Source organism: Thalassobacillus devorans, assembly GCF_900176565.1.
GTDB lineage: Bacteria > Bacillota > Bacilli > Bacillales > Halobacillaceae > Thalassobacillus > Thalassobacillus devorans_A.
On the sequence record NZ_FXEH01000004.1, the window covers coordinates 51,802 to 75,096 of the forward strand.

Annotated in this window: 25 protein-coding genes and 1 pseudogene; 8 read left to right on the forward strand and 18 right to left on the reverse strand. The window is 40.1% G+C overall.

Annotation, left to right across the window (positions count from 1 at the left end; translation table 11 throughout):
* Nucleotides 1-47: 47 nt before the first annotated feature.
* Entirely contained in the window at nt 48-677 is a 630-nt protein-coding gene (locus B9Y67_RS02230; RefSeq protein ID WP_085505162.1) for a cell wall hydrolase, read from the reverse strand.
* A 295-nt stretch (nt 678-972) separates the two neighbouring features.
* Here B9Y67_RS02230 and B9Y67_RS02235 point away from each other — a divergent pair, with 295 nt between their 5' ends.
* Nucleotides 973-1,884, forward strand: coding sequence for an endonuclease/exonuclease/phosphatase family protein (locus B9Y67_RS02235; protein WP_254901672.1), 912 nt, complete (start codon nt 973-975; stop codon nt 1,882-1,884).
* 209 nt (nt 1,885-2,093) lie between these two features.
* Here the strand turns inward: B9Y67_RS02235 and B9Y67_RS02240 are convergent, their stop codons facing one another.
* The 4 genes from B9Y67_RS02240 to B9Y67_RS02260 form a co-directional block, all read right to left on the reverse strand.
* Entirely contained in the window at nt 2,094-2,285 is a 192-nt protein-coding gene (locus B9Y67_RS02240; RefSeq protein ID WP_085505163.1) for a hypothetical protein, read from the reverse strand.
* Between the two features lie 203 nt (nt 2,286-2,488).
* Nucleotides 2,489-2,689, reverse strand: a complete 201-nt coding sequence (locus tag B9Y67_RS02245; RefSeq protein WP_085505164.1) for a hypothetical protein — start codon at nt 2,687-2,689, stop codon at nt 2,489-2,491.
* Between the two features lie 844 nt (nt 2,690-3,533).
* On the reverse strand, nt 3,534-4,106 hold the full coding sequence (locus tag B9Y67_RS02255) for an MEDS domain-containing protein (protein ID WP_085505166.1): 573 nt from the start codon (nt 4,104-4,106) through the stop codon (nt 3,534-3,536).
* Nucleotides 4,107-4,109: 3 nt separating this feature from the next.
* On the reverse strand, nt 4,110-4,922 hold the full coding sequence (locus B9Y67_RS02260) for a helix-turn-helix domain-containing protein (RefSeq protein WP_085505167.1): 813 nt from the start codon (nt 4,920-4,922) through the stop codon (nt 4,110-4,112).
* 570 nt (nt 4,923-5,492) lie between these two features.
* Here B9Y67_RS02260 and B9Y67_RS02265 point away from each other — a divergent pair.
* A complete protein-coding gene (locus B9Y67_RS02265; RefSeq protein ID WP_085505168.1) occupies nt 5,493-5,876 on the forward strand; it encodes a hypothetical protein in 384 nt (127 codons plus the stop codon).
* A gap of 81 nt (nt 5,877-5,957) precedes the next feature.
* On the opposite strand, the gene B9Y67_RS02270 is transcribed toward B9Y67_RS02265, so the two are convergent.
* The 5 genes from B9Y67_RS02270 to B9Y67_RS02290 are packed head-to-tail and all read right to left on the reverse strand — an operon-like array spanning nt 5,958 to nt 10,067.
* A complete protein-coding gene (locus B9Y67_RS02270; protein WP_085505169.1) occupies nt 5,958-6,593 on the reverse strand; it encodes an ATP-binding cassette domain-containing protein in 636 nt (211 codons plus the stop codon).
* 17 nt (nt 6,594-6,610) lie between these two features.
* Nucleotides 6,611-8,125: a hypothetical protein gene (locus B9Y67_RS02275; RefSeq protein WP_085505170.1), complete on the reverse strand. Its 1,515-nt coding sequence runs from the start codon at nt 8,123-8,125 to the stop codon at nt 6,611-6,613.
* A gap of 2 nt (nt 8,126-8,127) precedes the next feature.
* Nucleotides 8,128-8,910, reverse strand: a complete 783-nt coding sequence (locus B9Y67_RS02280) for an ABC transporter permease (protein ID WP_085505171.1) — start codon at nt 8,908-8,910, stop codon at nt 8,128-8,130.
* Nucleotides 8,911-8,959: 49 nt separating this feature from the next.
* Complete coding sequence (locus B9Y67_RS02285; protein ID WP_085505172.1) at nt 8,960-9,721, reverse strand: permease prefix domain 1-containing protein; 762 nt, start codon at nt 9,719-9,721, stop codon at nt 8,960-8,962.
* Nucleotides 9,708-10,067 carry a PadR family transcriptional regulator gene (locus tag B9Y67_RS02290; protein ID WP_085505173.1) on the reverse strand — a complete coding sequence of 120 codons (360 nt, stop codon included), beginning with the start codon at nt 10,065-10,067 and terminating at the stop codon, nt 9,708-9,710. The genes B9Y67_RS02285 and B9Y67_RS02290 overlap by 14 nt, the downstream gene beginning before the upstream one ends.
* Nucleotides 10,068-10,192: 125 nt before the next feature.
* On the opposite strand from B9Y67_RS02290, the gene B9Y67_RS02295 reads away from it, so the two are divergent.
* Nucleotides 10,193-10,588 carry a GntR family transcriptional regulator gene (locus tag B9Y67_RS02295; protein ID WP_085505174.1) on the forward strand — a complete coding sequence of 132 codons (396 nt, stop codon included), beginning with the start codon at nt 10,193-10,195 and terminating at the stop codon, nt 10,586-10,588.
* A 50-nt stretch (nt 10,589-10,638) separates the two neighbouring features.
* Here B9Y67_RS02295 and B9Y67_RS02300 read toward each other — a convergent pair whose 3' ends face one another.
* A complete protein-coding gene (locus tag B9Y67_RS02300; protein ID WP_254901673.1) occupies nt 10,639-11,262 on the reverse strand; it encodes a restriction endonuclease in 624 nt (207 codons plus the stop codon).
* Nucleotides 11,263-11,571: 309 nt separating this feature from the next.
* On the opposite strand from B9Y67_RS02300, the gene B9Y67_RS02305 reads away from it, so the two are divergent.
* The gene (locus tag B9Y67_RS02305) at nt 11,572-12,195 is read left to right on the forward strand and encodes a hypothetical protein (RefSeq protein ID WP_085505175.1); all 624 of its coding nucleotides are present in this window, start codon (nt 11,572-11,574) and stop codon (nt 12,193-12,195) included.
* Between the two features lie 292 nt (nt 12,196-12,487).
* Here the strand turns inward: B9Y67_RS02305 and B9Y67_RS02310 are convergent, their stop codons facing one another.
* From B9Y67_RS02310 to B9Y67_RS02320, 3 genes and pseudogenes are all read right to left on the reverse strand, one after another.
* A complete protein-coding gene (locus B9Y67_RS02310) occupies nt 12,488-13,414 on the reverse strand; it encodes a phosphatidylinositol-specific phospholipase C/glycerophosphodiester phosphodiesterase family protein (protein WP_217807562.1) in 927 nt (308 codons plus the stop codon).
* A gap of 101 nt (nt 13,415-13,515) precedes the next feature.
* Nucleotides 13,516-14,592, reverse strand: a complete 1,077-nt coding sequence (locus tag B9Y67_RS02315; RefSeq protein ID WP_085505176.1) for a glycerophosphodiester phosphodiesterase family protein — start codon at nt 14,590-14,592, stop codon at nt 13,516-13,518.
* Nucleotides 14,593-15,022: 430 nt separating this feature from the next.
* Nucleotides 15,023-15,840 (reverse strand): annotated as a pseudogene (locus tag B9Y67_RS02320) (ArdC family protein).
* Nucleotides 15,841-16,281: 441 nt separating this feature from the next.
* Here B9Y67_RS02320 and B9Y67_RS20560 point away from each other — a divergent pair.
* On the forward strand, nt 16,282-16,419 hold the full coding sequence (locus B9Y67_RS20560) for a hypothetical protein (protein ID WP_176223892.1): 138 nt from the start codon (nt 16,282-16,284) through the stop codon (nt 16,417-16,419).
* A 659-nt stretch (nt 16,420-17,078) separates the two neighbouring features.
* A complete protein-coding gene (locus B9Y67_RS02330; RefSeq protein ID WP_085505178.1) occupies nt 17,079-17,321 on the forward strand; it encodes a hypothetical protein in 243 nt (80 codons plus the stop codon).
* Between the two features lie 302 nt (nt 17,322-17,623).
* Here B9Y67_RS02330 and B9Y67_RS02335 read toward each other — a convergent pair whose 3' ends face one another.
* From B9Y67_RS02335 to B9Y67_RS02340, 3 genes are all read right to left on the reverse strand, one after another.
* Entirely contained in the window at nt 17,624-18,607 is a 984-nt protein-coding gene (locus B9Y67_RS02335; protein ID WP_085505179.1) for a hypothetical protein, read from the reverse strand.
* A gap of 47 nt (nt 18,608-18,654) precedes the next feature.
* Nucleotides 18,655-18,810 carry a hypothetical protein gene (locus B9Y67_RS20565; RefSeq protein WP_176223893.1) on the reverse strand — a complete coding sequence of 52 codons (156 nt, stop codon included), beginning with the start codon at nt 18,808-18,810 and terminating at the stop codon, nt 18,655-18,657.
* Between the two features lie 194 nt (nt 18,811-19,004).
* Nucleotides 19,005-20,258: an MFS transporter gene (locus tag B9Y67_RS02340; protein ID WP_085505180.1), complete on the reverse strand. Its 1,254-nt coding sequence runs from the start codon at nt 20,256-20,258 to the stop codon at nt 19,005-19,007.
* A gap of 244 nt (nt 20,259-20,502) precedes the next feature.
* On the opposite strand from B9Y67_RS02340, the gene B9Y67_RS02345 reads away from it, so the two are divergent.
* The gene (locus B9Y67_RS02345; RefSeq protein ID WP_085505181.1) at nt 20,503-22,254 is read left to right on the forward strand and encodes a DUF4158 domain-containing protein; all 1,752 of its coding nucleotides are present in this window, start codon (nt 20,503-20,505) and stop codon (nt 22,252-22,254) included.
* A gap of 10 nt (nt 22,255-22,264) precedes the next feature.
* Here B9Y67_RS02345 and B9Y67_RS02350 read toward each other — a convergent pair whose 3' ends face one another.
* The gene (locus B9Y67_RS02350; protein ID WP_085505182.1) at nt 22,265-22,537 is read right to left on the reverse strand and encodes a hypothetical protein; all 273 of its coding nucleotides are present in this window, start codon (nt 22,535-22,537) and stop codon (nt 22,265-22,267) included.
* Nucleotides 22,538-22,962: 425 nt separating this feature from the next.
* On the opposite strand from B9Y67_RS02350, the gene B9Y67_RS02355 reads away from it, so the two are divergent.
* Nucleotides 22,963-23,292 carry a hypothetical protein gene (locus B9Y67_RS02355; RefSeq protein ID WP_085505183.1) on the forward strand — a complete coding sequence of 110 codons (330 nt, stop codon included), beginning with the start codon at nt 22,963-22,965 and terminating at the stop codon, nt 23,290-23,292.
* Nucleotides 23,293-23,295 lie beyond the last annotated feature (3 nt).

The following is a 23,295-nucleotide window of genomic DNA, read 5'->3' on the forward strand; positions in this document are numbered from 1 at the left end:
TTTTCCCTAGGAGAATCATTAAGCAAGGGAAAGATACTGATTTGGATTCAATCATCATACACGGCAAAGAGGTGGTTTCCGATACTGAGCCTTGGTGCAGTGTTGTCAAAAATCCAGGAAGACGTAGCGGTTTGAGGATTGTAAAAGTAAGTGGATCCCTGGCTCGGATCCCATCCCTTCCACGCATCCTTGACCGCATGATAGGCGATGTAATTGGGAGGCAATGCGAATTGCCCGTTTGCTACCGGAGTAAACGCATTCGCCTGGTAAATGACACCTTCGATGGTGGAAGGAAACGCCGGGGAATGCACACGATTTTTAATTACTGCAGCCACGGCTACTTGCCCCTGGTAGGATTCCCCCCTTGCTTCCCCATGCACCACCCTTGCCATCTTTTCTATTTCTATGAGCCGATAGCTGGTACGAGGACCTGCCACTCCATCGACGGAGAGGTTAAAATCCTCCTGGAGTTCTCTGACACCTTGCTCGGTCAAGGTTCCATAGTACCCGGTAGGTTCTATTTCAAGGTAACCTAAAAGTGCTAATTTTTCTTGCAATGCAGTAACCGATGGTCCTTGACTGCCACGCTGCAATACATCTGTATAAGCAGATGATACTTTAGGGCTTGTGAATAGCATGATAGTAACCAAAACTAGAATATGTATACTTTTCAACATGATCCCCCTCCTATGATAGATCTTTTATTCATATGTAAAGCCACAATAACCCCCTCCTTTTCCCCTGAAATATCCATCCAGTCCTCTCATCAAACGCAAAGAGGAAGGAAACACGGGTAAAGCGCTACATATTCCGTTCAAAAGGCCTATGAGAAGGAAGTAATTTGTATAGTTACGCCTCGCTAATTATAAAAAGCCACCGCACTCAATAACTTTTACAATCCTATACGTGCGATTAACCTGTCTTTTACATCATTTCTATATGATGGAATTGAACAAATTAGGAGGGATGCAAATGAGGAAGAAAACAAGCGGAAAGTCCTTACAACTATTTATCATGTTCATGCTGGTACTAGGGGCCATGCTCCCGGTAACTGCAGCACCGGCTGCTGCAGCCACTTCAGGAAACTCGGAAATGGATTTAGACGTCATGACTTTTAATTTGAGGTATTTGAACGACCATGACCCTTCCCCTCATACCTGGGAAGAACGTCACCCGACCGTTCGCCAGGTGATACGGATGGAACAGCCGGATATTATCGGGACCCAGGAAGCCGTTTACCAGCAGGTAAAGGATGTCGATCAGGACCTGCCGGGATATGAGTGGATCGGTATGGGCCGGGAAGGCGGTAATCAAGGGGAATTTATGGCAATCTATTATAAAAAGAACCGGTTCACCCCGACGGAATACGATCATTACTGGCTATCGGACACGCCCGATGTTGTAGGATCGACGTCATGGGGCAACTCGATTCCACGGATGGTGACATGGGTGAAGTTTTTGGATGAGAAAACGAACCAGTCATTCTATTTTGTGAACACCCACTTTGATCATCAGTCGGAAGAAGCCAGGCAGAAAAGCGCCAATCTGGTGGTGGAGAAGATGAAGGAATTCGATCCCGATTTGCCAGTGTTGGTAACCGGGGACTTCAATGCCAGTCCAAACAGCATCCCTTATCAGAATATGACAGAAGACACCCCGATCGTCGACCTTTATCACACGGCCGGTACAGTCATCAATGAAAATCTCGGCACTTTCAACGGGTTTGATGACCCTACGGGAGGCGGACCGGATTCCCGTATCGATTGGATATTGGCAACGGAAAATGTAACCGCTAATCATTACGAGATCATCAATTACCAGAAGAATGGCCAATATCCGAGTGACCATTATCCGGTGAGCGCTGAGGTCACATTACATTATTGATTGCCATTCGTACACAGAAAGACGACGCGGAAAAACTTTAAAAGGAACGTATGTTCTGTTATAATAAACACGGAACATTCCATTCGAGTTTGACCTCCCAGCTGCTTGAAATGGATGCCCCCTTTTGTCCGGAAGGAACCCAGATTCCTTCTGGGCTTTTTATTGGAAAAAGGGCTGAACAATTTTTTTCTGGAATGACGTTTTTTTCATCACACGGCTTGTATCGTAAACGTATAGGCATTAGATTTAAGGTACTCGTAGCTTTCCAATAAACCAATGAACGCTTGGGCATCCTCCCGCGTGTGGAAGCATAGCTGTTGATTTTCTTTGTTTTCATTAACACTATGATGAAAGCTGATGGCTGTTTTTTTGTGATACCAGGCAATCACTATAAACCCCAAAAGCACCTCCCCCTTTCACCAGAATAAGAGACTCCGGTTAATGGATGTACTGGCGTCATAAAATATGGTGATAATCCTGCAACTTCTTACGTGTACCATTGCCGCTTCATGACCGGTGGTTGCGGTGGCATGTTATCGAAGGGCAACAAGTAATGTTTTTTCCATCTTTCATTTTCTGCTTCTCTAACCTGGCGGATCGAAATTCATAATTTCCTATATTCAGGTCCGTTATTGGCGATGTACTGATTCCCATCTAAAATGATCGCATCTCTATGAACGACATAGGTGTTTCCTGCCCGGGTGGCAAGAACATAGTGCACATTAAAATCAATCATTCGAATTTCTTTGACATTGGTTGAAATCCCCTTATAAAAAATTTTATCTCCTACATGAATGCTATACATGCGTTCCCCTCCGATGTATTCGCGAATAAATAATGAGAGCTGACCGGCATAATGTAACGAACAATTGACTTTATGACGGATATTGCAACTAGCTATTGCAGCAGATAAAGTTCATACAGAAGACCACCGAAAACCTTTACCTTCTTCAAATACGTTTTTCTGTCTCTTCACTGTTGAAAAAGAAAGCTCGGATTTTCTTTTAAATTCAATTGCGAACGCACCGTCCCTCCGAAGACAACATCGCTCTCTGCGATTGACGTGAACCAAATTGAAAACACAAAACTTGAATCCGACCACTCGCACCAATTGGTTACCTCCTGCAGAAGCATCCATTTAACTGAATATTCCGATTTTTGTTTTCGCAATAAGCGTTTCGAAACCAAAATACAAGGTTTAAACAGTGACACGCTTAAGAAAGCAACCTATTTAAGACCTTGAACCAAGACAACTTATGTACTATCTATGGAAACGTTACGTTTTGTCTCAGCCTTGTTCCGCTGGTACTACTTACATAGTAACTGCTTTTGGTCATCATTGCCTACGATTAGTCAGGAATTTCATGTTTCAATTTGTAACAACTTGTCGTATTTAACGGAAGATAGAAAATCGATGGAGGAAGATAGGGAGGAGGGGGAAAGAACTGAGTATTTAACGCTGTTATCTTACCGGGGCAGATACCAAATTCTATAGCAATGATGGGGATATGGTTATATATTAAACGGGATAGTTCATTGTAGTCCCTGGCCAACAAAAAAAGGATTAGGCGTGATGGAAACGCTCAATCCTTTTCTAGTGGAAGCCATAGGAATATCTGCTTTACTTGATGGTTCTACACTGTACTACCTTATCTAGAACAGCGATACATCGGGGATAGGACGATTTCTTTATCAGTCATGAGGTACTTATGGGTACGCATCAGATTATTTTGAAAAGAAGCAGAAACATCACTCGCTGAGTAAGCACATACCGACAATGCCCCGTTTTTACTGGCGACTTCCCCTGCTACATCCTCTAAATGCTTGATACCATCTATGGCATCCTGCCCCAAGGATGCCCACTCCATGTGTGCCCAGGTATGGACCCCCTTTTGACTGTCGAAAACGGGGGATAAAATCTCCTTGAAGTGCTCCCATACGTTGGATGTACCGGAGGTATTGCAAAATTCGTAGAAGGAATGATTATCTATAAAATGTACACACTCCCGTTGTTGTTGGGAAAGCGAACACAAGAATTGGCCTTCAATTTCGCGGTACACCGACTGATTTTCAATCATCAGCATATGGTCCCCTTTCTCTATACCTGTACGGAGAAAACCGATAATATTGTTCAGATAGTGTTGTTTTTCTTCATAAACGTATAAGATATGAGCGGCATTCAGAGTTTCCATAATATTTGCATCTGATACCGTTTTTTCCATTGTTCACCCTTCTCCCTCTTTTTTTCTAGACTCCTGCCCCACGTTATCCAGCCTGAATTCTATGTAGTCGGGCTTTTCTGGATGTTGATCTTCACTCAAATAAAACGGGGATTCGATCAATTCATGATCGGTCATTAAAAAGCGATAGATACGCATCAGCTGAATATACGAGGCTGCAGAAATAGCAGATGCATTATACGAACACAAAAATAACACCGACGCCTTGTTTTTCTTGTCATATAGTCGGCTGGTGATATCCCTTGGGGGTCCTTTTCTCTTCCCGCCCCACCACAACCGAACGGATGGTGACGTTTCTAATAGTTTCTGTATGGTTGACATGCCGTTGGAAAGTTTCTTTATAGGCAATAAAAGTATCATTTTTTCTCTTTTTGGGGTACTGATGGTTTCCTTTAACTTCCTGTCAATAAGAGTTAAGTTTGATGTATCGTCAATGATAATGCAAGTACTTCCTCTTTCCATTCCTGTTGCAATAAACGTAATTACATTTTCAATATAATATATATTTTTATCATATAAGTATAAAATGTCACCTGTATTAGTTTCCTTCAACCTTGTATGTATATCAGCGGTAACATCATCGGAAAAATCACTTTCGAATTCTACCTGTTCATCGAAAAACCGCATGGGGTCAAAATCCAGGACCTTGGCAATATTAATCGCAATATTGAAGCTTGGATTCCTCTTACCCGTCTCTATTAATGAATAATAAGACCGATTGAGAAATGCCTGCGCCGCCACTTGTTCTTGGGTCATGTTTTTCTTTTGGGGAATGTCACTTAACCATTCCCTTTTCATTATATTCCGTTCCTCCTCGGTCGCCTACAGATTACCTAAAAAATCTTGTTGCATCATCTATTGGAGTTGAGATTATTATACCTATATTTGCTGGTGAATTGGACATTTTTTCGGGGAATGTTACATCATGAAACATTAAAAATTTGATTATTTTTCGACCACTAATAAGCCTTCTCCTGCATAGATACCCTGTCATAGATTTCTGGATTTATCACCGACTCACAGATAGACTCTTCTTTTTCATTAGGAAGCAATATTTTTCAAAAGCTACAATTCACTTAGCAAATCTCAAGCTTCCTTTAGATAAGGATGGCCATGATACAGGGGAAAGATCTGAATGGTCCTATCCCGATTCTGGAAAGCTTTTATTATTCGTCCCTGCCAAAAGACTATTATCCTACAACAAACTAAAACCACAGAATAAATTTACTTTTTTTGTAATTAAATAGATTCTATTGAACTATAAACATAGTGATTAGATACCGTTTTATGGTAATTATATTGTATTTTAATCCCTGTTTGGATACTATCTACTTGTATTACATTTTTTTCTAGAAAGGGGATAAAAATATGAAAAAGAAAAAAGTTGCAGCACTTGGTTTAGCGGTGGGGTTGATGGCTTTCGGAGGGGCTGTACAGGCAGGTACCAGTTACTCCTATTATGACACCACAGTAGGGAAGTTTAATGGAAGCGGATATACTGGTTATCAAACGAAGTCTTCCTCTGGTACATATGGATACTTGGACTCTCGTACTGTAGGTGGATCGTATGTGGTGGATGCTAGAATGCAAGCAAGCTCCGGAACTGGTCCATGGGTAAGAGATGTGACCGATAGTGACTTCCGCAGCTTGCCGAACTCGGTAAACGCTGGGAAGAGCGCACGTGTTCAATTCAGTAATGACTGGAACACTCCAGTAAATGTCCAGGTAACTGGCTACTGGAAGAGTAATTAATCCTGTTTATCCTAAATGAACGAAATAACCCCCTGATCTCTCTTGAAAAGATCAGGGGGTTATTTTTGCCGGTTTATACCATCAAACAAGCTCTAAATGTTGACGATTGATACGGTAGACTTCATCACATAAGAGATTAATATCTTCCTGGTTGTGACTGGTGATCAGAATCGTCCGTCCTTCTTTTTTGTATGTAATCAACAACTTTCGGATGTTCTCCACACTATCGGCATCAAGCGCATTGAATGCTTCATCCAAGATGAGCACTTGCTGGTCTTCCATGATTGCCTGCGCGATGGCTAGTTTCTGCTTCATTCCTAAGGAATAGTTTTTCACCTTTTGTTTTGCCTGGGGCTGCAACCCTACCAGTTCCATAGTTTGGGCAATTTTGTTATCATCGACTTTGTTTTGAATCATGGCTAATTCTTTCAAGTTTTCAAAACCGGTTTTATTTGCCATGTACCCAGGACGGTCGATGATAATGCCGAAGCCGTCCGGAAACCTTTTGCTCTTTCCGAGTTCACTTCCTTGAACTTCAATCGTTCCTTGATCTGGAAAGACAAATCCGCACATCATCTTAAACAATACAGATTTTCCGGAGCCGTTAGGACCAATAATGCCATAAATCTTCCCTTTTTCAATGTTCAAGTCGACTCCATCAAAAAGCCTCATCCCTTTATAACTTTTGCTAATCCCTTTCATGGTAATTACAGACATTTTCTTCACCTCATCGGTTAGATTTTTAAGCTTCGTTTGAACAATACATGAATCATAGAAACTGCGAAGAGATTGAATCCCAGCAAAACAAGTGACAGATAGTAAGGAGAATACTCCACCAAATAAGCCATGCCATTCAGTCCTACCGGCACCAGACCGGCAACATTAAATCCTGGCAGCATCAGTACCATGAAGATACTGATCAATACCATTCCGTGAATGGACTCTTTACTGACCCAGGAAACGATAAACACGATGTTAATATACAACGCCACCTGCAGAAAACCATTAAAGAAAAAATGGTATATAATTTCTGTCAGGGGATTAGGAAACATCAATACTTGAAAGTCTGTCTCCCTGCCAAGAAGTGCTCCGATCATTAAAGCGAGGGCCATTAAACCGATGAGAAAAAGGAAAATGGCAACCAACAGGCGTCTCATCCAGCTCCACATCCATGCGCCCAAGTTTTGAAATCGAATGATTTTGTAGTAGCCCAGCTGCTCTACTTCCCGGCTTAAGAAAACCTGCACGCCATAAACAAATCCAAAAAATACAATGATATAGTAAAAAAAAGGGAGATAGGAAAAATACTCGGTACTGACTCCCGTAAATGCCATGGCCCATACATCCCAGATGCTCGCTTGATCCGACTCCTTCAAGGAATTCCCCACAGCAATGATGCCGAGAATGCAGAGGGTAACGTAGCCGACAACAGGGAAATAGAGGCTAAAGGAAGAGAGATACCTCCTCTTATTAACATCCAAAAACCGAATGCAAAGATAGTATAAACCCCCGATGATGGAAAGGCTTAACCCTAACAACCAAAGGGACTGAAACAATTCAACCGCTTTCGTTAAAGAAAAATACGTTGGTGGCACAAGAAATGCTAAATGATTGGGGAGCACCTTGAAACCGATGACACTAACCAGGAAAATGACGGCACTCACCAAATACATGAACGCTTTATGTTGTACTAGTACATAAAAAATCCCCAAAGCCATATGCATCAAGGAAAAAGCGAACGCAATCAGGAATACCTGGACAGCCAGAGCCAGAAAAGGAAATTCAAAGACAGCAGCCAGGCCATTCAGCGTGTTTGTGGCGTAGCTCGTACCACTTAAAGAACTCCAGTGCCAGGAAAAAGGAAAGCCGATAGCCATGAATAAGGAAAGGAAAATCCATAGGGTAAATAAAGGCGATGCCTTTGCCCAGAATGATGCCAGAGAATGATAAACCCACCTCCGGTAAGAACCTAATCGGATCAACAGCTGGTAATCAAAGTCCTTTAGAACCGTACGGCTGGAAAGGAACAATACAAACGGAATGATAAAGTAAACGATAAGGTACATATCGTTCAAAAGTCTCAATGAAATATCCCAATTATTGAATGCCACTCCGAGCTCGCCTGATGAAAGGGCAATTTCCTTTTTGAGCATCATCCCGTAAAAATAGAAAACGACAGCTACGGCTAACCATTTCATACGAATCATTTCATCTAATAAGTGGTTCATCTTTGTAATAATTGTTGCCATGGTTAGATCATCCATTCTTTCCGGTTACGCATGATATAGATAGATGTCGCTGCCAAACCGAAGATTAAAACAAAAAATGGAACAAAAACCGTCCAGATCGGCTGGGCAACAATGTTGAACGGAAACAGTGTACTCAATGGCGAAAACATCGGTACATCGAACACCCCTGTAATGAAGTTGAACACGTGGTAAAACAAGAAAGGGACAGAAAGGGCGACAAAAGCATTGTTTACTACCAGCAGCAGCAAAAACGCGATCGTGGAATAAATCACTGCATTCACCGCTACCCATATCGCATAAACGATGCCATAGAAAAGTTCCCCATACGTCAGGAGTTCAGAAAACGTCACTTCCCGAACCACCGAATATTCATCCATTGGGTAATAATAAATCATGCCGATCGCTGGTTCGATGTAAAAAGCGAAGATAAAAGCGAATAACATCATGAAAAAAACGACTGCTCCTGTAAGAAGCGCATTGACCATACCCTTGCTGAGCAGATATTTACTCACCTCGACGCGAGTTCGCGTATAGGTAATGAAATTATTCCGCTTTTCATGCAGGAATGACGGCAGATAAACCATAATGATAAGAACCGGGAACACTAATGGAATGATGGCAGACACCATTTCCTGAAACACTTCCTGCTTTTCAAAGAACTGATAGCCGTCTTTGATCATAAAAAATCGCAGCAACGGCAGTAAAAAGATGATCGATAACCACAATAAAACTCTTTTCCACGTAAAAGCCCGTTTCAACTCTACGGAAAACTGATTAGCCAGCATACGTATCCACTCCTGACATTTAGTTTAACTGGTGAATCTTAATGAGTAACTATTTCCTCCAACGCCACCGCTTTTCTTTGATGATGAATAGAAGATAGCCGAGGGCATTTAAAAACAGCATATTGGCCGTCCATCCCATGGTTAAACGGCCAGCGTGATACAGACGGATCAAACTCCAGACCGTAAACAGTACATAATAAAACGATACTCCCATCAGGAAGGCAAGAAAGCCGATATTCCGGACGTCGATCACTTCAAACCAAACAAAATACGCATCATCACGATAAAAGCGTTCGCTCATCAAAAGGTCCGGCACCCAGAATTCGTTTTGTTTCAATACTTCTCCATCAGGACTACTGGAGGATTCATTCCTTTCGATCGTCGCTTGCAGAATCAACGCCTCATCCTCATATAAACGCTGTAGTTGTTCCGTGTCTTCCTTCGCGAAAGCTTCGATTGACTGGTAGCCGATATCAGCAAGGTGCTGATCATTATCATTGCCGATAAAGAGGGATGAAACAAACAGGACACAGCCCAGTAAAAGACTGATGACCCCCGCCCGCAACAGCCATATGGCCAGTTTCTTCTGCCGGATTTCCATCAGAGAGATCAACTTTTCTGCCTGATCAATCCCCCCAAACCGTTCAATCGCTGTTTGCAGCGCTCGTTCTTCCGAATAGCCTTCCTTTTTCAGCTCATCCACCGATTCATTCAGATGGACACGGGTCTCTTCTTTAATTTCAATGGTATCAGGGTGTTTAGGGTCTGCCTGCTTATATAACTGATTCACGTAGTCATCAACGGTTTTCATTCTCCCCCTCCTTTACTTCTTCTTCTATAAACGAATCCATTAATGTTTTGATGAAGTTCCATTCCTTTACTTTTATGTAGAAATTCTCACAACCTTCATCTGTCATGCGGTAATACTTCCGACGACCGCCCGATCCTTGATCATTTCCCCAATAAGAAGCAATCCACTGTTTCTTTTCCAAACGCTTCAACGATAGATAAAGGGTACCTTCCTTCAATTCGAAGGCTCCTCCACTGTGGTCTCGTACCATTTTGGCAATCTCATACCCATACCTGTCATGTTTATATAGGAGGGATAGGATAAGCGTATCGATATGTCCCTTCAATAATTCTTTTCCAATTTCCAAACTATCCCTCCTCGTGAAAAAACTTTCCTATAATTTCCTTATTCATGTTATAGTCTATAACAAAGTACCTAATAATGCAATGTATTATAATTTTAAAATGAATTTTTTATGGAGGTGTCCGATGGATGGCAGCTTTGAAACTGCAGCCAAACAGCCCGACCCCTGTTTGGTTAGAAATCGTTCATCGTATCAAAGAGGAGATTCTAAAAAACGAACGGCAGGAAGGAGACCCTTTACCTTCTGTTCGAGAATTAGCTTCCAGATGCGAAATTAATCCAAACACCATTATGAAGGCTTATAGCGAACTGGAACGCCAACAGGCTATTTATATCATCAAAGGAAAGGGGGCATTTGTAGCTCAACGAAAACCTTCAAAGGTTAAACTGAAGGATAAGGAAGAAATCGAGGAAAAGCTCAAATGTTTGATTATCGATGCAGCGTTCACCGGAATAGAAAAACAGGGATTAATCGATTACATCGACCGTTATACAAAACAATTTCACAGTAATGAAAAAGGTTAAATGCATAAAAAACACAAACGTAAACGTTGATGTTTACGTTTGTGTTGGGTTTACACGTTTTCAGGCCTGCCGATGAGCTCCTGATCTTTTTGCTTGATGCCATCCAACCAATGTTCCACCAGGGGAACCCCGTCGATCAGCTGGATATTATCCAGGCCGTTAATATACTTGAGCGCATTTTTATTGTAGGAACTAGTGGTTACAAAAAAACCCCCATCCGCCTTCTCTTTGACAACATTGGAATGCAAAACAGCGATCGGTTCGTAGTGTATATCGTCCTTATAACATTTGGCCTGCCCTAAGTATTTTTTGTTGTTAATTCTTATTTCAAAATCTACCCCGAAATCTCCCGATGGCGGGCTTACCCAATAAGTCCCATCGAAATGTTTGGCAAGTACTTGCGCCGCGAACTCTTCAAAATGAATCGGTCCTTCCCGGATGAAAATGTTGGAATGCGTTTCTTCTATCACTTTTCCATCTCTTGTTTCTCGTGGCTGCTCTTTCCTTTTAAAACGATAATATAATCCCATTGCCAGGGTTCTTTTGATTGTTTCATCTGTCTCCATCTGTTCTAAGATGGCTAACCCTTTATGTTGATGTGCTTTCCGTACAATCCAGAAGTGAGCAAGTGCAATAACCATCACAATAATCGCAGCGATTTCAATAACTCCCAATAAAAGCCCCCCTTGGTCCTCTGTGGAAACATCTTCTAGTCACGTAGGATATACTCATCTTTTCTTCTTTTTCTTCATTGGGATGCTATGCTTTTTTCCATTAGCAACGATTTTTTTGGCTAAATCCCTGGCTTCTTTTTTCGACATACCCATCACTGATTCCCCTTTCTACTTCTTTACCCACCATTTTTGACAGATTGATAAATTCCTATACATACTCCCCCGTCCCTCCCCATAGATTAAGAGTAAAGCTTGGACATCGGGAATGTGTCCTAACGATAAATTCGAAATTTTAGGTGGGGATGAGGCATGATACAAGGGAATGAGCGGAAAAAAAGAAGCGACAAAAAAATCGACTGCAAACCGACGATTTCGGTTCACCTCAAGGAATGCATCTATCGATTAGCTTATATCACCAACACACCGGTGAAAGATGTGGCGGAAGAAATTTGTGTGGTTGGGCTACGGTCCCGAAACGTCATTGAACATCTATCCCAGTTTTTCCGAAGGGATTTCCGGTTGGGTAACACGTTTTATATGGGGGATTTGGAGAGAGAATCCTTGCAAGCGAAGAAGGGTAAGGAAAAGACAGCAAGAGTAACGATCCGGTTTACGCAGCGTATCCATGAACGGATCTGCGCTCTGGCCTATGCGCTTGACGTGACACCATCCCGAGCGACGGCGATTCTCTTAGAAGCCAGCGTGAAAAACACAAACTTCATCGATGCCTTCACCAGGCACTACCTGCAGGGACAGCTCGATGAGGGACGGATGCGGGAACTGAAAAAAGTGATCCGGTTCATCAATCAGAATAATCCTTATGAAGAACAGATTTCCTGGGGCGTACTGCTTTCCTATCTGTATGAAGAATTGAAACTGGGAGCGAATCATGTAGCCGACAGTTTGAATGAGTGGATGGAGAAGATGAAATAGGGTTAAAGGCTGATTTTGATTCTTAATAGCTCTCAATGTACGGATCCCATCAAAAGTGCAATGGACGAATGAAAGGTTTATCGAGAAATTAGAAAAACTCAGGGGTCAACCCTTCTTATATCCAATGGGTTGAGATGCTGGCTTACGTCGTGCCGTACAGCCTTGGTTTGCAAATTCTTTAACCACAAGATTTTTTACCGTTTTACCATAGATCGCACTATCTTTCCTCATTTGTATGCGTAAAAAAATCCCCACCTATAGTGGGGAAAATATGATGATTTATCTATAAATGTTAATTCTTCTCCTGATGTTTATCCTCTCTATCATTTCTTGTGTCCTCGAATGAAATCCGCGGTTCGGATGGCTTTGGATCGTTCTCCTTCAGAAACTCTTCCAGCCCCTTTAAGTCATCGGTGTTAATGAAATCGACACCAGCTTTCAAAAGTTCCTTCCACAAAGCTTCTCGTGCAGGTGAAGATTGGTCAGGCGTAGCCCAAAAACGAACCTTTTGTCCATTGGAATGAGCAGTTGCCACGATTGAACGAAGCTTCTCACGCTCTTCTTGGGGCATCGGACCAACACCCATCCACGTAAAATGCTTTGTCCAATTATCGCTGATAACGGGGATGAATGCACTGGAGGCGCCTGCTCCAAGATCGCTCATCCGGCCATCATAAGCGGCATACCGAACGGTTTGGCTCTTCATCAATGCCCCTGGACGATTTCCAGAAATGTACACGGTCACAGCGCCGGGTTTTACACCGGAAGGTACATACTTAGTTAGCATGCTTTTGTACTCGCGCAGCTGTCGATCAATCGCCCGGTAAGTAGACTTCCCTTCCGATTTTATATCAATCCATAGAATAAACTCATGATCATAACCTTCATACACGGCCCCATCATTTTGCTTGACTCTTCCCATCAAGGGTTCAAGATAAAGGGATTGTAAGGTACGACCTGCGCGTACATCTTCTTTATCATGGGCAACTCGCAGTTCTCCGTCCACGAGCCAGACGTCAGCCTCAACGCTTGTAAACCCATGCTGCAGTGCATCAAATAATGGACGAGTATGTTCATAGTCATTATGGGCATGTGCTTTTGCCAACGGCAGCACCTCTTCATCTGATATCTTTTCACCCCCCTCCTTGGCAGAAGCAGAGTTTTCGGCAAAAGGGATCAAAACAACAGCAAGCATAAATAAAATTATCCATTTTTTCATCGTTTGTGTACCTCCTATTGAGTTTGTATCTATTGATAGTGAATCTAATATTCTTAACTGTTCGAAACAAATAGATAATAGTTATAATCTATATACGTTCCTCACTTTTTTGTGACTTGATAATCCTTAGGAAGCTTGAATTTACGCTCTTTCATGACCTCACGTAAACGATCTGGATAATTAGTGATGATCCCGTCGACTCCATTGTCAATCAGCTTATTCATAGTTGCTTTATCATCAACTGTCCAAGGGATGACTTTCATGCCGGCCTTGTGTGCAGCATCGACCATCTCCTCGGTGACGTATGGAACGTAGTTATCATCATTGATTTTACCGTCTTGGGGAAAACCGTGAACCGGGGAGATGGCGTCTGCGCCAAACGATTGGGCTGCTGCCACAAGATCTCCATCGAAATCATCGATGTCGATTCCACCTAACCATGGGGATGCCCCCGGTTGTCCCGGCCGTAAGAATTGCGGACCATTGGTCAGTGCAATGATAGGTAAGCGTGGTTCAACTTCTTTCATGCGCATAAGCGCACCCCAGTCAAAGCTTTGAATGGATACTCTGTTTAGCATTCCTGCTTCACGTACTTCTTGAGACACGACTTGTACGAACGCTTCATGTGGCGCCGTTTCCCACGGCGCCCCTGCCTCTACCTTTGTCTCGATATTCATCCATACCTTCTTGGCCTTATAACGCTTCACCAGGTCGAAAACCTCGCTCAGTAACAACATTTTAGCTCCTGGGCTGGGTTGCTGCTCCGGGTACTCATCCTTTGTCATTGTGCCACAGTCCATCGTACGGATCTGTGCAAGGGTAAGATCTTTTATGTATTTGCCTACATATGGAAACTCTGGATCTCCCGGGAACGCCGGACTTGTATCCCTGCAAGTTCTTTTGGAAATTTTACGATCGTGAGTGACAACAGCCTGATGGTCCTCCGTAATTTGCACATCAAGCTCCAGTGTGCTTATTCCCATTTCAAGTGCATGGGAGAAGGATGCAATGGAAGACTCAACATTTAGCCCCATACCTCCGCGGTGTGCCTGTAGGTCAAACGTTTTCGGACCGAAGCTTTCCTTGTGAGATCGTTCCGACTTAGCAAAAGCAGGCTGGGCCGCCGAAAATAACATAAATACAGCAATTGCTATGGTCAATGCCTTTTTCTTTTTCATCTACTCCACTCCCTCCAAAATTTGATACATTTTAAAAGTAACCGAAGATTATTAAACGTGATTTAGTTAGTTGTAAAAGTAAAGTTAAGAAATGATTGGGGATGCAGCCCGGACAAATCTGCGGCAGATAGTTTACATGATTGGAATAAGAGGATGATATAAAAATAAAAAAGCATACACATGCACGGGAGGTAGGGCTGGTTGTCTTCTTTTCGGATAAATCTTTCCACTCCGTTCTCTAATCTTTGATTGTGCTTACACAAGGAACGCAAATAACAAACGTAAACGTTGACGTTTACGTTTGTTATTTGCGTTTTGAGCTGACCGGGACAGAAAAAACGTTGATTACACACAACTACTTAAATAAAATCCGGCTTATATATAAATATCATGTAACCCCCCTGTATGTTTTTCATACAGGGGAGGTTCATTAATACTGACCCAGAATATAATCGCTGGCTTTCTGTGCCTGTTGCGAAGCACTGACTATTAGAGTCTTATCCTCTTTTAATTTCCTCAGCCACGACTGAATATAAGAAGCACTGTTATCAATGGTGCTATTCTCAATTCCTGTCACCCCGCAAAGCATCGAAGCCCTAACTCGGCAATGAGTTCCTCTTTACTGTAATTTTCGCTTCCAAAGCTGATTTTCTCTGTAATTCCTGCCCGACCTAGTCGATCTTTATGGCCGGTACTGTGTATGATTTCATGGAATAATGTGCTGTAGTATTCGTGGATATCCTCAAAATGTTCTTTAGGTGGAACATTGACGCGATCCTCAAATGGTGTGTAATAAGCTCTCCCACCTTGAAAACTATAAGATGGTCCATTGAAATATTCTTTCTTTACCTTTTCAGCTTTTTCTATAGGATCATGATCGAAGGTTTCATAGGTTCGTTTTCTTTCTAATCCTTCCACTTGGGAGCCAACTTCAAAAACTCGATAATACCGTAGCAACGGAACGTTTTTTTCTTCTTCTTTTTTTTCATCTTCCACTTTTATCATCTTCCAGAACACGACAATGTGGGATTTTTCACCCTTTTTGACTTTTCCTCCTGCTTCCTTGATTTGCTTAAAGGTCGCATACTCCCCACCATCTAAAAGCATGGTATTAATCCCTCGATAAGGCTTTTGTGTCTTCCAATTTACCGCTATTCCATTTACCCAAGGCTTTCTCCAAGGTACGACCCCATGCTCTAACTTCTCGATGATTTGATTGGTAATCATTTCATAGATTTTTTTACTCATGGTTTTTCCTCCTTATTTTTCCTTTGGAATTCCGAAGCGAAGGTTGTTCCCCAAAAGGGAATTATTTTTCCCTTTTGCTATGGAGAATCTCAAAACGACCATAAGAAGAAGTCCATAAAATCATGGAATACCGTAGTGAAGCGAGGATATGCCGTGAAAGGTTATGGACTTCTTTTTCATCTTCTTGCCTTGCAGCAGGAAAGGTTCGGGTGTCCTGCCTGCTACAAGGTTAGAAGATTTGGGATGTTTTACGATTCGGAGTGCAAAAGGAAAAATAACCAAAATAAAAAAGCAGACATAGGTCTGCTTTCCTCTTTGAAACTTAGGTTTTTAGTTTTTGAACTTCGACTCGTTCGGTATGGCCGGAGGCAAACGGATCAGGAACGTAGGGAGTGTCGGCGAAGGAATGAGCCCTACAATCCCTCGTTATCGATACGTTTAATGCCGAAGCGACACGTAGGGAATGACGAAAAGCGTATTTATCTTTTCAATCAGTCCCTTGTGCAGTCGCACGATGAATATCATTTTTATTACGGGGCAGCCAAGGCAGCCACCATTTTCCCTAAACCTAAAGGATAAAATGATACATATTCTGCAAGTAGGAAAGCTAGTAGACAGTGGGTGAAAGGCGTGTATTTATAACACTTTTTTACAAGGAGTGGCACTGCTTTAGTTAGGAGGATTACAATAAAACTGTAGCTAGCGGTCATTAAAAATATTTTATGAGGAATTTAGTTTAAGCCCCTAACATTGCTATATTAATAGTGTGAGGGTTGCTGCAGGTTACAAAAGTTACACATGTTACATCTTTATCCGAAAGCCTCAAAGCATGCTATATTCAACTTAGGAGCTCCTAAAAAATTATTAAAAATATGCATGACCTTTAGAATAAGAGTATATATGATGCATAGGAAGATATAATGCATAATAGAGGCAAGAGAGACAAGCCTAAAATCAACATTATGCCACACACAGCTAAAGAATATACAGAGGAAATAATTATTTTAATTTTTTGGAAAAGTGTAAAAATAATGATTGTTGAGCAAAGCCCGGAGAGGCAGAAAGGTGGAATCAAATGAAATTCAAAGGTTCATTTGAAGTGGAGATTTCTCCAAAGGCCATGTATTACACAGGCCTGATAATCCAAGTATTGCTGACAGCAGTATAAAACGGGTGAGGGGAGGGACTAATCCCACCCCAACTCCTTCTTTTTTGATTATATAAATGAGGGTGGTTATATGTCAGGTTTCTGGTTAGGTGTTACTACTGCTTTAATTGGGGCAGTTATTGGTTTTTTAGGTAGCTGGCTTTTAACTTTAAGAAATGAAAGAAAGCAAGAGAAAGCAGTTTGGTATGCAGTAAGGGAAGAATTGACCACAAACTATACTTTAGCTAAAGGATGGTTACAGGAAGTTTGTTTTGAATTAGAAACTATTAGGGGTAACAACAGCCTAGCTGTCATTACCCGCAATAATATGTAAAAATATAGAATATTGTAAATTGACATCCTTATTTCACTCATAATTGTAGTATAGCTAGAATTGTTTAAATTGATATTGGCGATCGTGTTTCTTTCTTAAACAACAAAATGAATTCAAAACTAATTGAGCAATCCAGCAGATTAATGATGGATTGCTCTCAAATTCTTATATGGATTAATTTGAAAAAGTCTAAGTATTTACAAAAAGAACATTTAAACACTTTATGATTAAAGATAAATCTAATTTGCTATATTTCGAGTCTTGTCTGTGGTGCATCTTTAATGACCTGGCTTAATACATCCTCAATGTTGCAGTTCTACATCTGGGCAGATTAAATCAATGTGTATTCCCGTTAATCCAACTCCAATACCCACATGTATTCCTAGTGCACCTTCATTAAGTTGGGAGTTTATCTTCCAATCAATATTTTCAGGCACAATTCCTCTATTAGTGCTAAAAGCCATTTCTGTTAAAACAAGCTCTCTTTTTTTATTTGTGATTTCTAAAAGTTTATCAGAAATATCACGGTCCCCAGCTAAGATACTTTGAACATGAGAATCTTTTATATTAACTTTTAGCGGAAATAAACCTTCTTCGTGAAGGTCTGTGAACAAATTCCATGCTTCTGCATGATAAGGTTTTAAATTATCATGAATTTGTCTGTGATGAGCGATAGCCACTCCTGGTACACTTAATGTCCCATTTACTATAAAACCTGGTCTGAAATCTTCGGGGTCAGGTACCATCCCAACTTCAAAATAAGACCCTATACTCTCCCATTCACCTGGTTCAATTTCGACCGAAATCTTTGGTTTCATAACATGAACATCTTCTTCATCTAACTCACATGAAAAATTGCTATTTTCTCCATGGAAAACCATAGGTCCATCAATATCCATCATATATTTTATCCACTCTTCATTTGCTTTAACGGCATATTCAAAATCAGAATCAGCGAGTAATTTCATTGTGTATAGAGAGGCGTTATATTCAGAGCTAAAAGAAAGCAAAGGGATAGTCAAAACTCGGGAGTCTTTAAATAACCTATTCCACTCTTCGTATGGAGGGATATTATCAGCAATGGTAGGAATAATTACAACATTTTCAGATTGGTTAGGAGGAATTTCAGTTTCTTCACTGAAATCATAAGTAATATAATCTAAAGATTTAAACAAATTAATTAATTCAGTACTATCAGTAAGAATTGTAGGTAAATCCCCAAAAATAAGCTTAAAGTTAGAATCAAGTTTTGCTTTTGAGTCTTGTATTTCTGCGGTGAGATTCATTACAACACCTCCATAATTAAATAAAGTGGCGCCTAATCATTAGCGCTTTAAGCTAGTGCCGTTCCGCAAGAACAAGGAAGGTACACTTCATATTTTTGTGCTTGATCATTCATTACTGGCAACTTACGATTATCCACGGTTAAATAAGGCTTTTTATGACATCCTTCAGCAACTAGAGTTAGATTTCTCTTCTTCTTTTCCATGGAATTGTCATCCTTTCGTGTATAATTTTAGTCACACCTGTCAAAATTACTGGCGCCACTTCACACCAATTATTACAATATTTTCAAGTAAATTCAATTATTTTTCCAAGAGAATTAATATTCTGAAAATATTGAGAAAATATAACTAGTCTAGATGGTGTTTTTTTACTAGCTCTGAAATGTCGCAAATGAAATCATTGACTAACTTTTGCATCAGATGATGATCGTGAGACTCCATGCTTAAATTCTCTGGTTAACTTTTTAAGTGGTTTTAATGTAATTACTGCCACCGCGAGAAACATGGAACCCGCAATATTTAAGGTGTTAATAATGCCAATTATATTAGGTAGGATACTAGCTAATCCCATACCAAAAATCATCATTAAAGAGACAGTCGTCTGGTAAGAGCCGAATACTCTGCTTAAATAGTTTTTCGGGACATATTCTTGCAGTAGTGTTTCCAATCTCACACTATACATAATATTTGGTATCCCCAAAAGAATATTTAACAATATAACGACCAATAAGATTGGTATATTGAATATCAATAAGAATAGAATTCCTGTCAATATTAGACTGGAAAATATAATAGAAAATGGACTGATTTTTTTGTTTAATTTAAATAATAAGTAGCCTCCTACTAGACCACCAATTCCTTCGGCAGATTCAATCCATCCAAGTTCGGTAGCTCCTGCCCCTAGTATATCTTTTACGAAGAGAACAAATAGTACATTTACCATTCCCTGTGCAATCCAAGTAACGGACATTATGCAAAATACAAGGAGGACTATCCGAAGGTTTTTTACTAGTCCGAGTCCCTTCAACCAATTTCCCCAAAACTGTATCCATCGCTCTCCCACTGATTGCAGCTGTTCAGGTGTATCTACCGATGTATGATGAGAAATTAAACTTAGAAAAAAGGCTGATAAGACATATGTAGCTATATCAACTCCGACCGCGATATGCAGTCCTCCTAACCCAAGTAATGCCCCTCCAATGGAAGGACCGGCAAGACGAACCACGTTATCACTAACTACTGTTATGGAATTAGCATCTCCTATGTGTTCACGCCCAACTAAATCAAATAGCAATGTTCGTTGAGCTGGCATAAATAAAGTACCTACTACGTTTTGTAAAAATGCTGCTACAAAAAATATCCATAGACTATCTAACGGTATAAATAGAAGGAACAATATCATGGATCGGAGAATATCCACCCATATTAAGGTTTTTCTTTTATCCCATTTTTCCACCAGTACACCAGCAATAGAACCAAATAACAACCTTGGAAAAACCTGGACTATGAACATACCTCCTGTCGCCAGGCTAGACCCTGTACTTTCATAAACGTAGAATGGAAGTACAATAAGTAAAACCCAGTCTCCTAACTGAGATATTACCCTTGCAAGCCATATTAGTAAGAAATTTTTATCTTTAAATAAATACATGATGGTCACCTCATTTGGTAATCAAGATGTTTAAAACAGAAATTTCTGACAGTTACATAATAACATTTTTTTCAAAAAAAGGCAGACTAATTCAAGGCACGAAAGTTCCGATTTAGTCTTTGTGTTTGGAACTTTTTCAGTTTTTGCTTACTTTTGTGGTTTACACTGACACCATAATATATAATAAAGTCCAAATAGTACCGACACTCGCCATTAACGGAACTATTTTATAGGAGGAGATATTTTGAAAAGAAATTGGGAATTGGATGAGCTAATTGATCACTTCACCTTAATGCCTGATGAATTAAAATTGATCCAAACAAAAAGAGGAAATACAAAACTGGGGTTTGCTGTATTGTTTAAATTCTTTCAATATGAAGCAAGATTTCCATACCACAAAAATGAAATACCTAAATCATTAATTCACTATTTAGCAAAACAATTATTTTTGAATCCAGATGTTTTTGAACAGTATAATTGGACTGGAAGAACTATAAGCTATCATCGAACAGAGATACGTAATTATTTTGGCTTTCGAGAAGTTGAAAAACAGGATATAGACGAAATGGTTGATTGGCTCTGCAAATCTGTTCTATATCATAATCATGAACTGAACTTTGTAGAAGATCAAGTTTACAAAAGATTCCGGGAACTTGGAATTGAACCCCCTACCACTGATCGGATGGAACGTCTTATCCATTCTGCTGTTAATTCTTATGAACAACGTTTTTTTAATGCTACGTATGATAAACTATCAAAACCAACATTAGCAAAGCTAGATTCACTGATTGAAAGTATAGCAGATATGGAAGACACTACTGAAGACAAATCACCTACAGACAGTCTTTCATTTAATGAATTAAAATCTGATCCTGGACGGGTCGGTTTAGATACAGTCTTTAAAGAACTGCAAAAGCTACGTACGATTCGCCAACTTAATCTACCTCATGATCTTTTTAAAGAAATTCCACCTAAGATTATTAAGAAGTATCGCCAACGAACAGCAACTGAGGATATTAGTGCATTAAGAAGACACCCTGAGCCAATTCGTTATACGCTTCTTTCTTCCTTCTTTTGGCTTCGAAATATGGAGATTACAGATAACTTGATTGAACTTTTAATCCAAATAATCCATCGAATTAATGTAAGAGCCGAAAGAAAAGTAGAAAAAGAGATATTAAATGACTTACGTCGCGTAAGTGGCAAAACTTCTATCCTATTAAATATGGCTGAACAAGCTTTGAGCAATCCTGATGGAATTATAAAAGAGGTATTATATCCTGTTGTAAGCGAACAAACGTTAAAAGATTTAGTAAAAGAAATTAAACATACAGGACCAGCATACAAAGAAAAGGTACATACGGTAATACGTTCATCTTATAGCACGCATTACCGTCGTATGGTCCCTCCTATTTTAAACACGTTAACGTTTTGTTCTAATAATGAAGTTCACCGTCCTGTCATTAAGGCTTTAGATCTAGTTAAATCCTATTCGGATTCTGGTATGCATTATTTTCCTACAACAGAGGACATCCCAATAGATGGTGTTATTCGGTCAGTATGGAGGAGCCTAATTATTGAGAAAGATGACAATGGTGATGATAGAATTAATCGAATCAATTATGAAATCAGTGCATTACAATCCTTACGAGATAGGCTCCGTTGTAAGGAAATATGGGTGAAAGGTTCTGACCGTTATCGAAACCCGGATGAAGATTTACCACAAGACTTTGAAGAAAGGCGAGAAGAGAATTATAAAGCGTTAAACAAACCTCTAGATGCTGAAATATTTGAGGAGAATATTAAAAGTGAAATGATGCGGGCTTTAGAAAAACTAAACAATAGAATACCAAAAAATCCAAGTGTACGAATCACTACGAAAGGAAACGGATGGATCTCCGTTTCACCGTATGAACCGTTACTAGAACCAATGAACTTATCACGTCTTAAAGGTGAAGTTATGAAACGGTGGCCAATCAGTATTTTTGTTCACTAAAGTCTCCTCCTTATTGACTTATATTTTGTGAAGGTTGATTTAAATACTGTTGCATTTGTTGAAGCAGCTGTTGATAGTGTCGATCGTGCATTAGTCCAGCTTGTTCAAGTGCTTCTTTTACATCCGGATTTTGACATTGTTGAGCAAAAAAATGCATTTTCTTCATCGCAAGTAGATTCCAGCTTAGCATATCCTTTACATACAGATGATCCTTTGTTGACATTATTTCAGGCGGTTCCATCATTACAGATTGTTGATTATCTATACCCGTCTGCTGTTGCATTATGTTTCCTCCTCGTTATCATTGTTTTAATTTCGTAGTTAGATTGCCACACAATGGTCATAAATATTCCAGGACCCCCTTTTTTGAAGCTCTCCAAGCTTATAGTACGATTCAGTTTCTAAATTCATTTTATTAACGATATGACTTATCATCATATCCTTTTTTGTTTATTCCAACGTTCCCGACTAGTAACAGTAACATCCCCTTATCACCTTCAGCTCTTAATAATCTTCCTAAAAAGAGGCAATATCTGATTCCCTAGCATTAACTACTCCCAAAACTTCACTTCATTGTATTGTACAACTTAATGGAGGCTTTTAGCTTGGGCAATGCGTATAACCTGTAGAATAAAAATTAGAATAAAAAAATAATAAACGGAGAAAATAATTTAGAATATAAAATGACGATAGAAAGGGCGGTAAAAAATGAATCTAAAGTGGTTAAGACTATTAACAGCAGTTTTTCTATCTGCCATCATGTTAGTGGGGTGTAATAATGTAGAAGAGGATAATGATCCACCAGCATCTGATACAGAAGAACCAATTGAAGATACTGAAGATGTAAATGACCCGGATAATATAGATGAAAATGATGTGGACCATGATACAGAAGAGCCAATTGAAGATCCTAAAGATGCAAATGACCCAGATAATGTAGATGAAAATAAAGATGATGAAGCTGATTTAGTGCCTGATGAAGAAGAACAAATTGAAGATCCTAAAGATGTAAACGACCCAGATGATATAGATGAATAATGA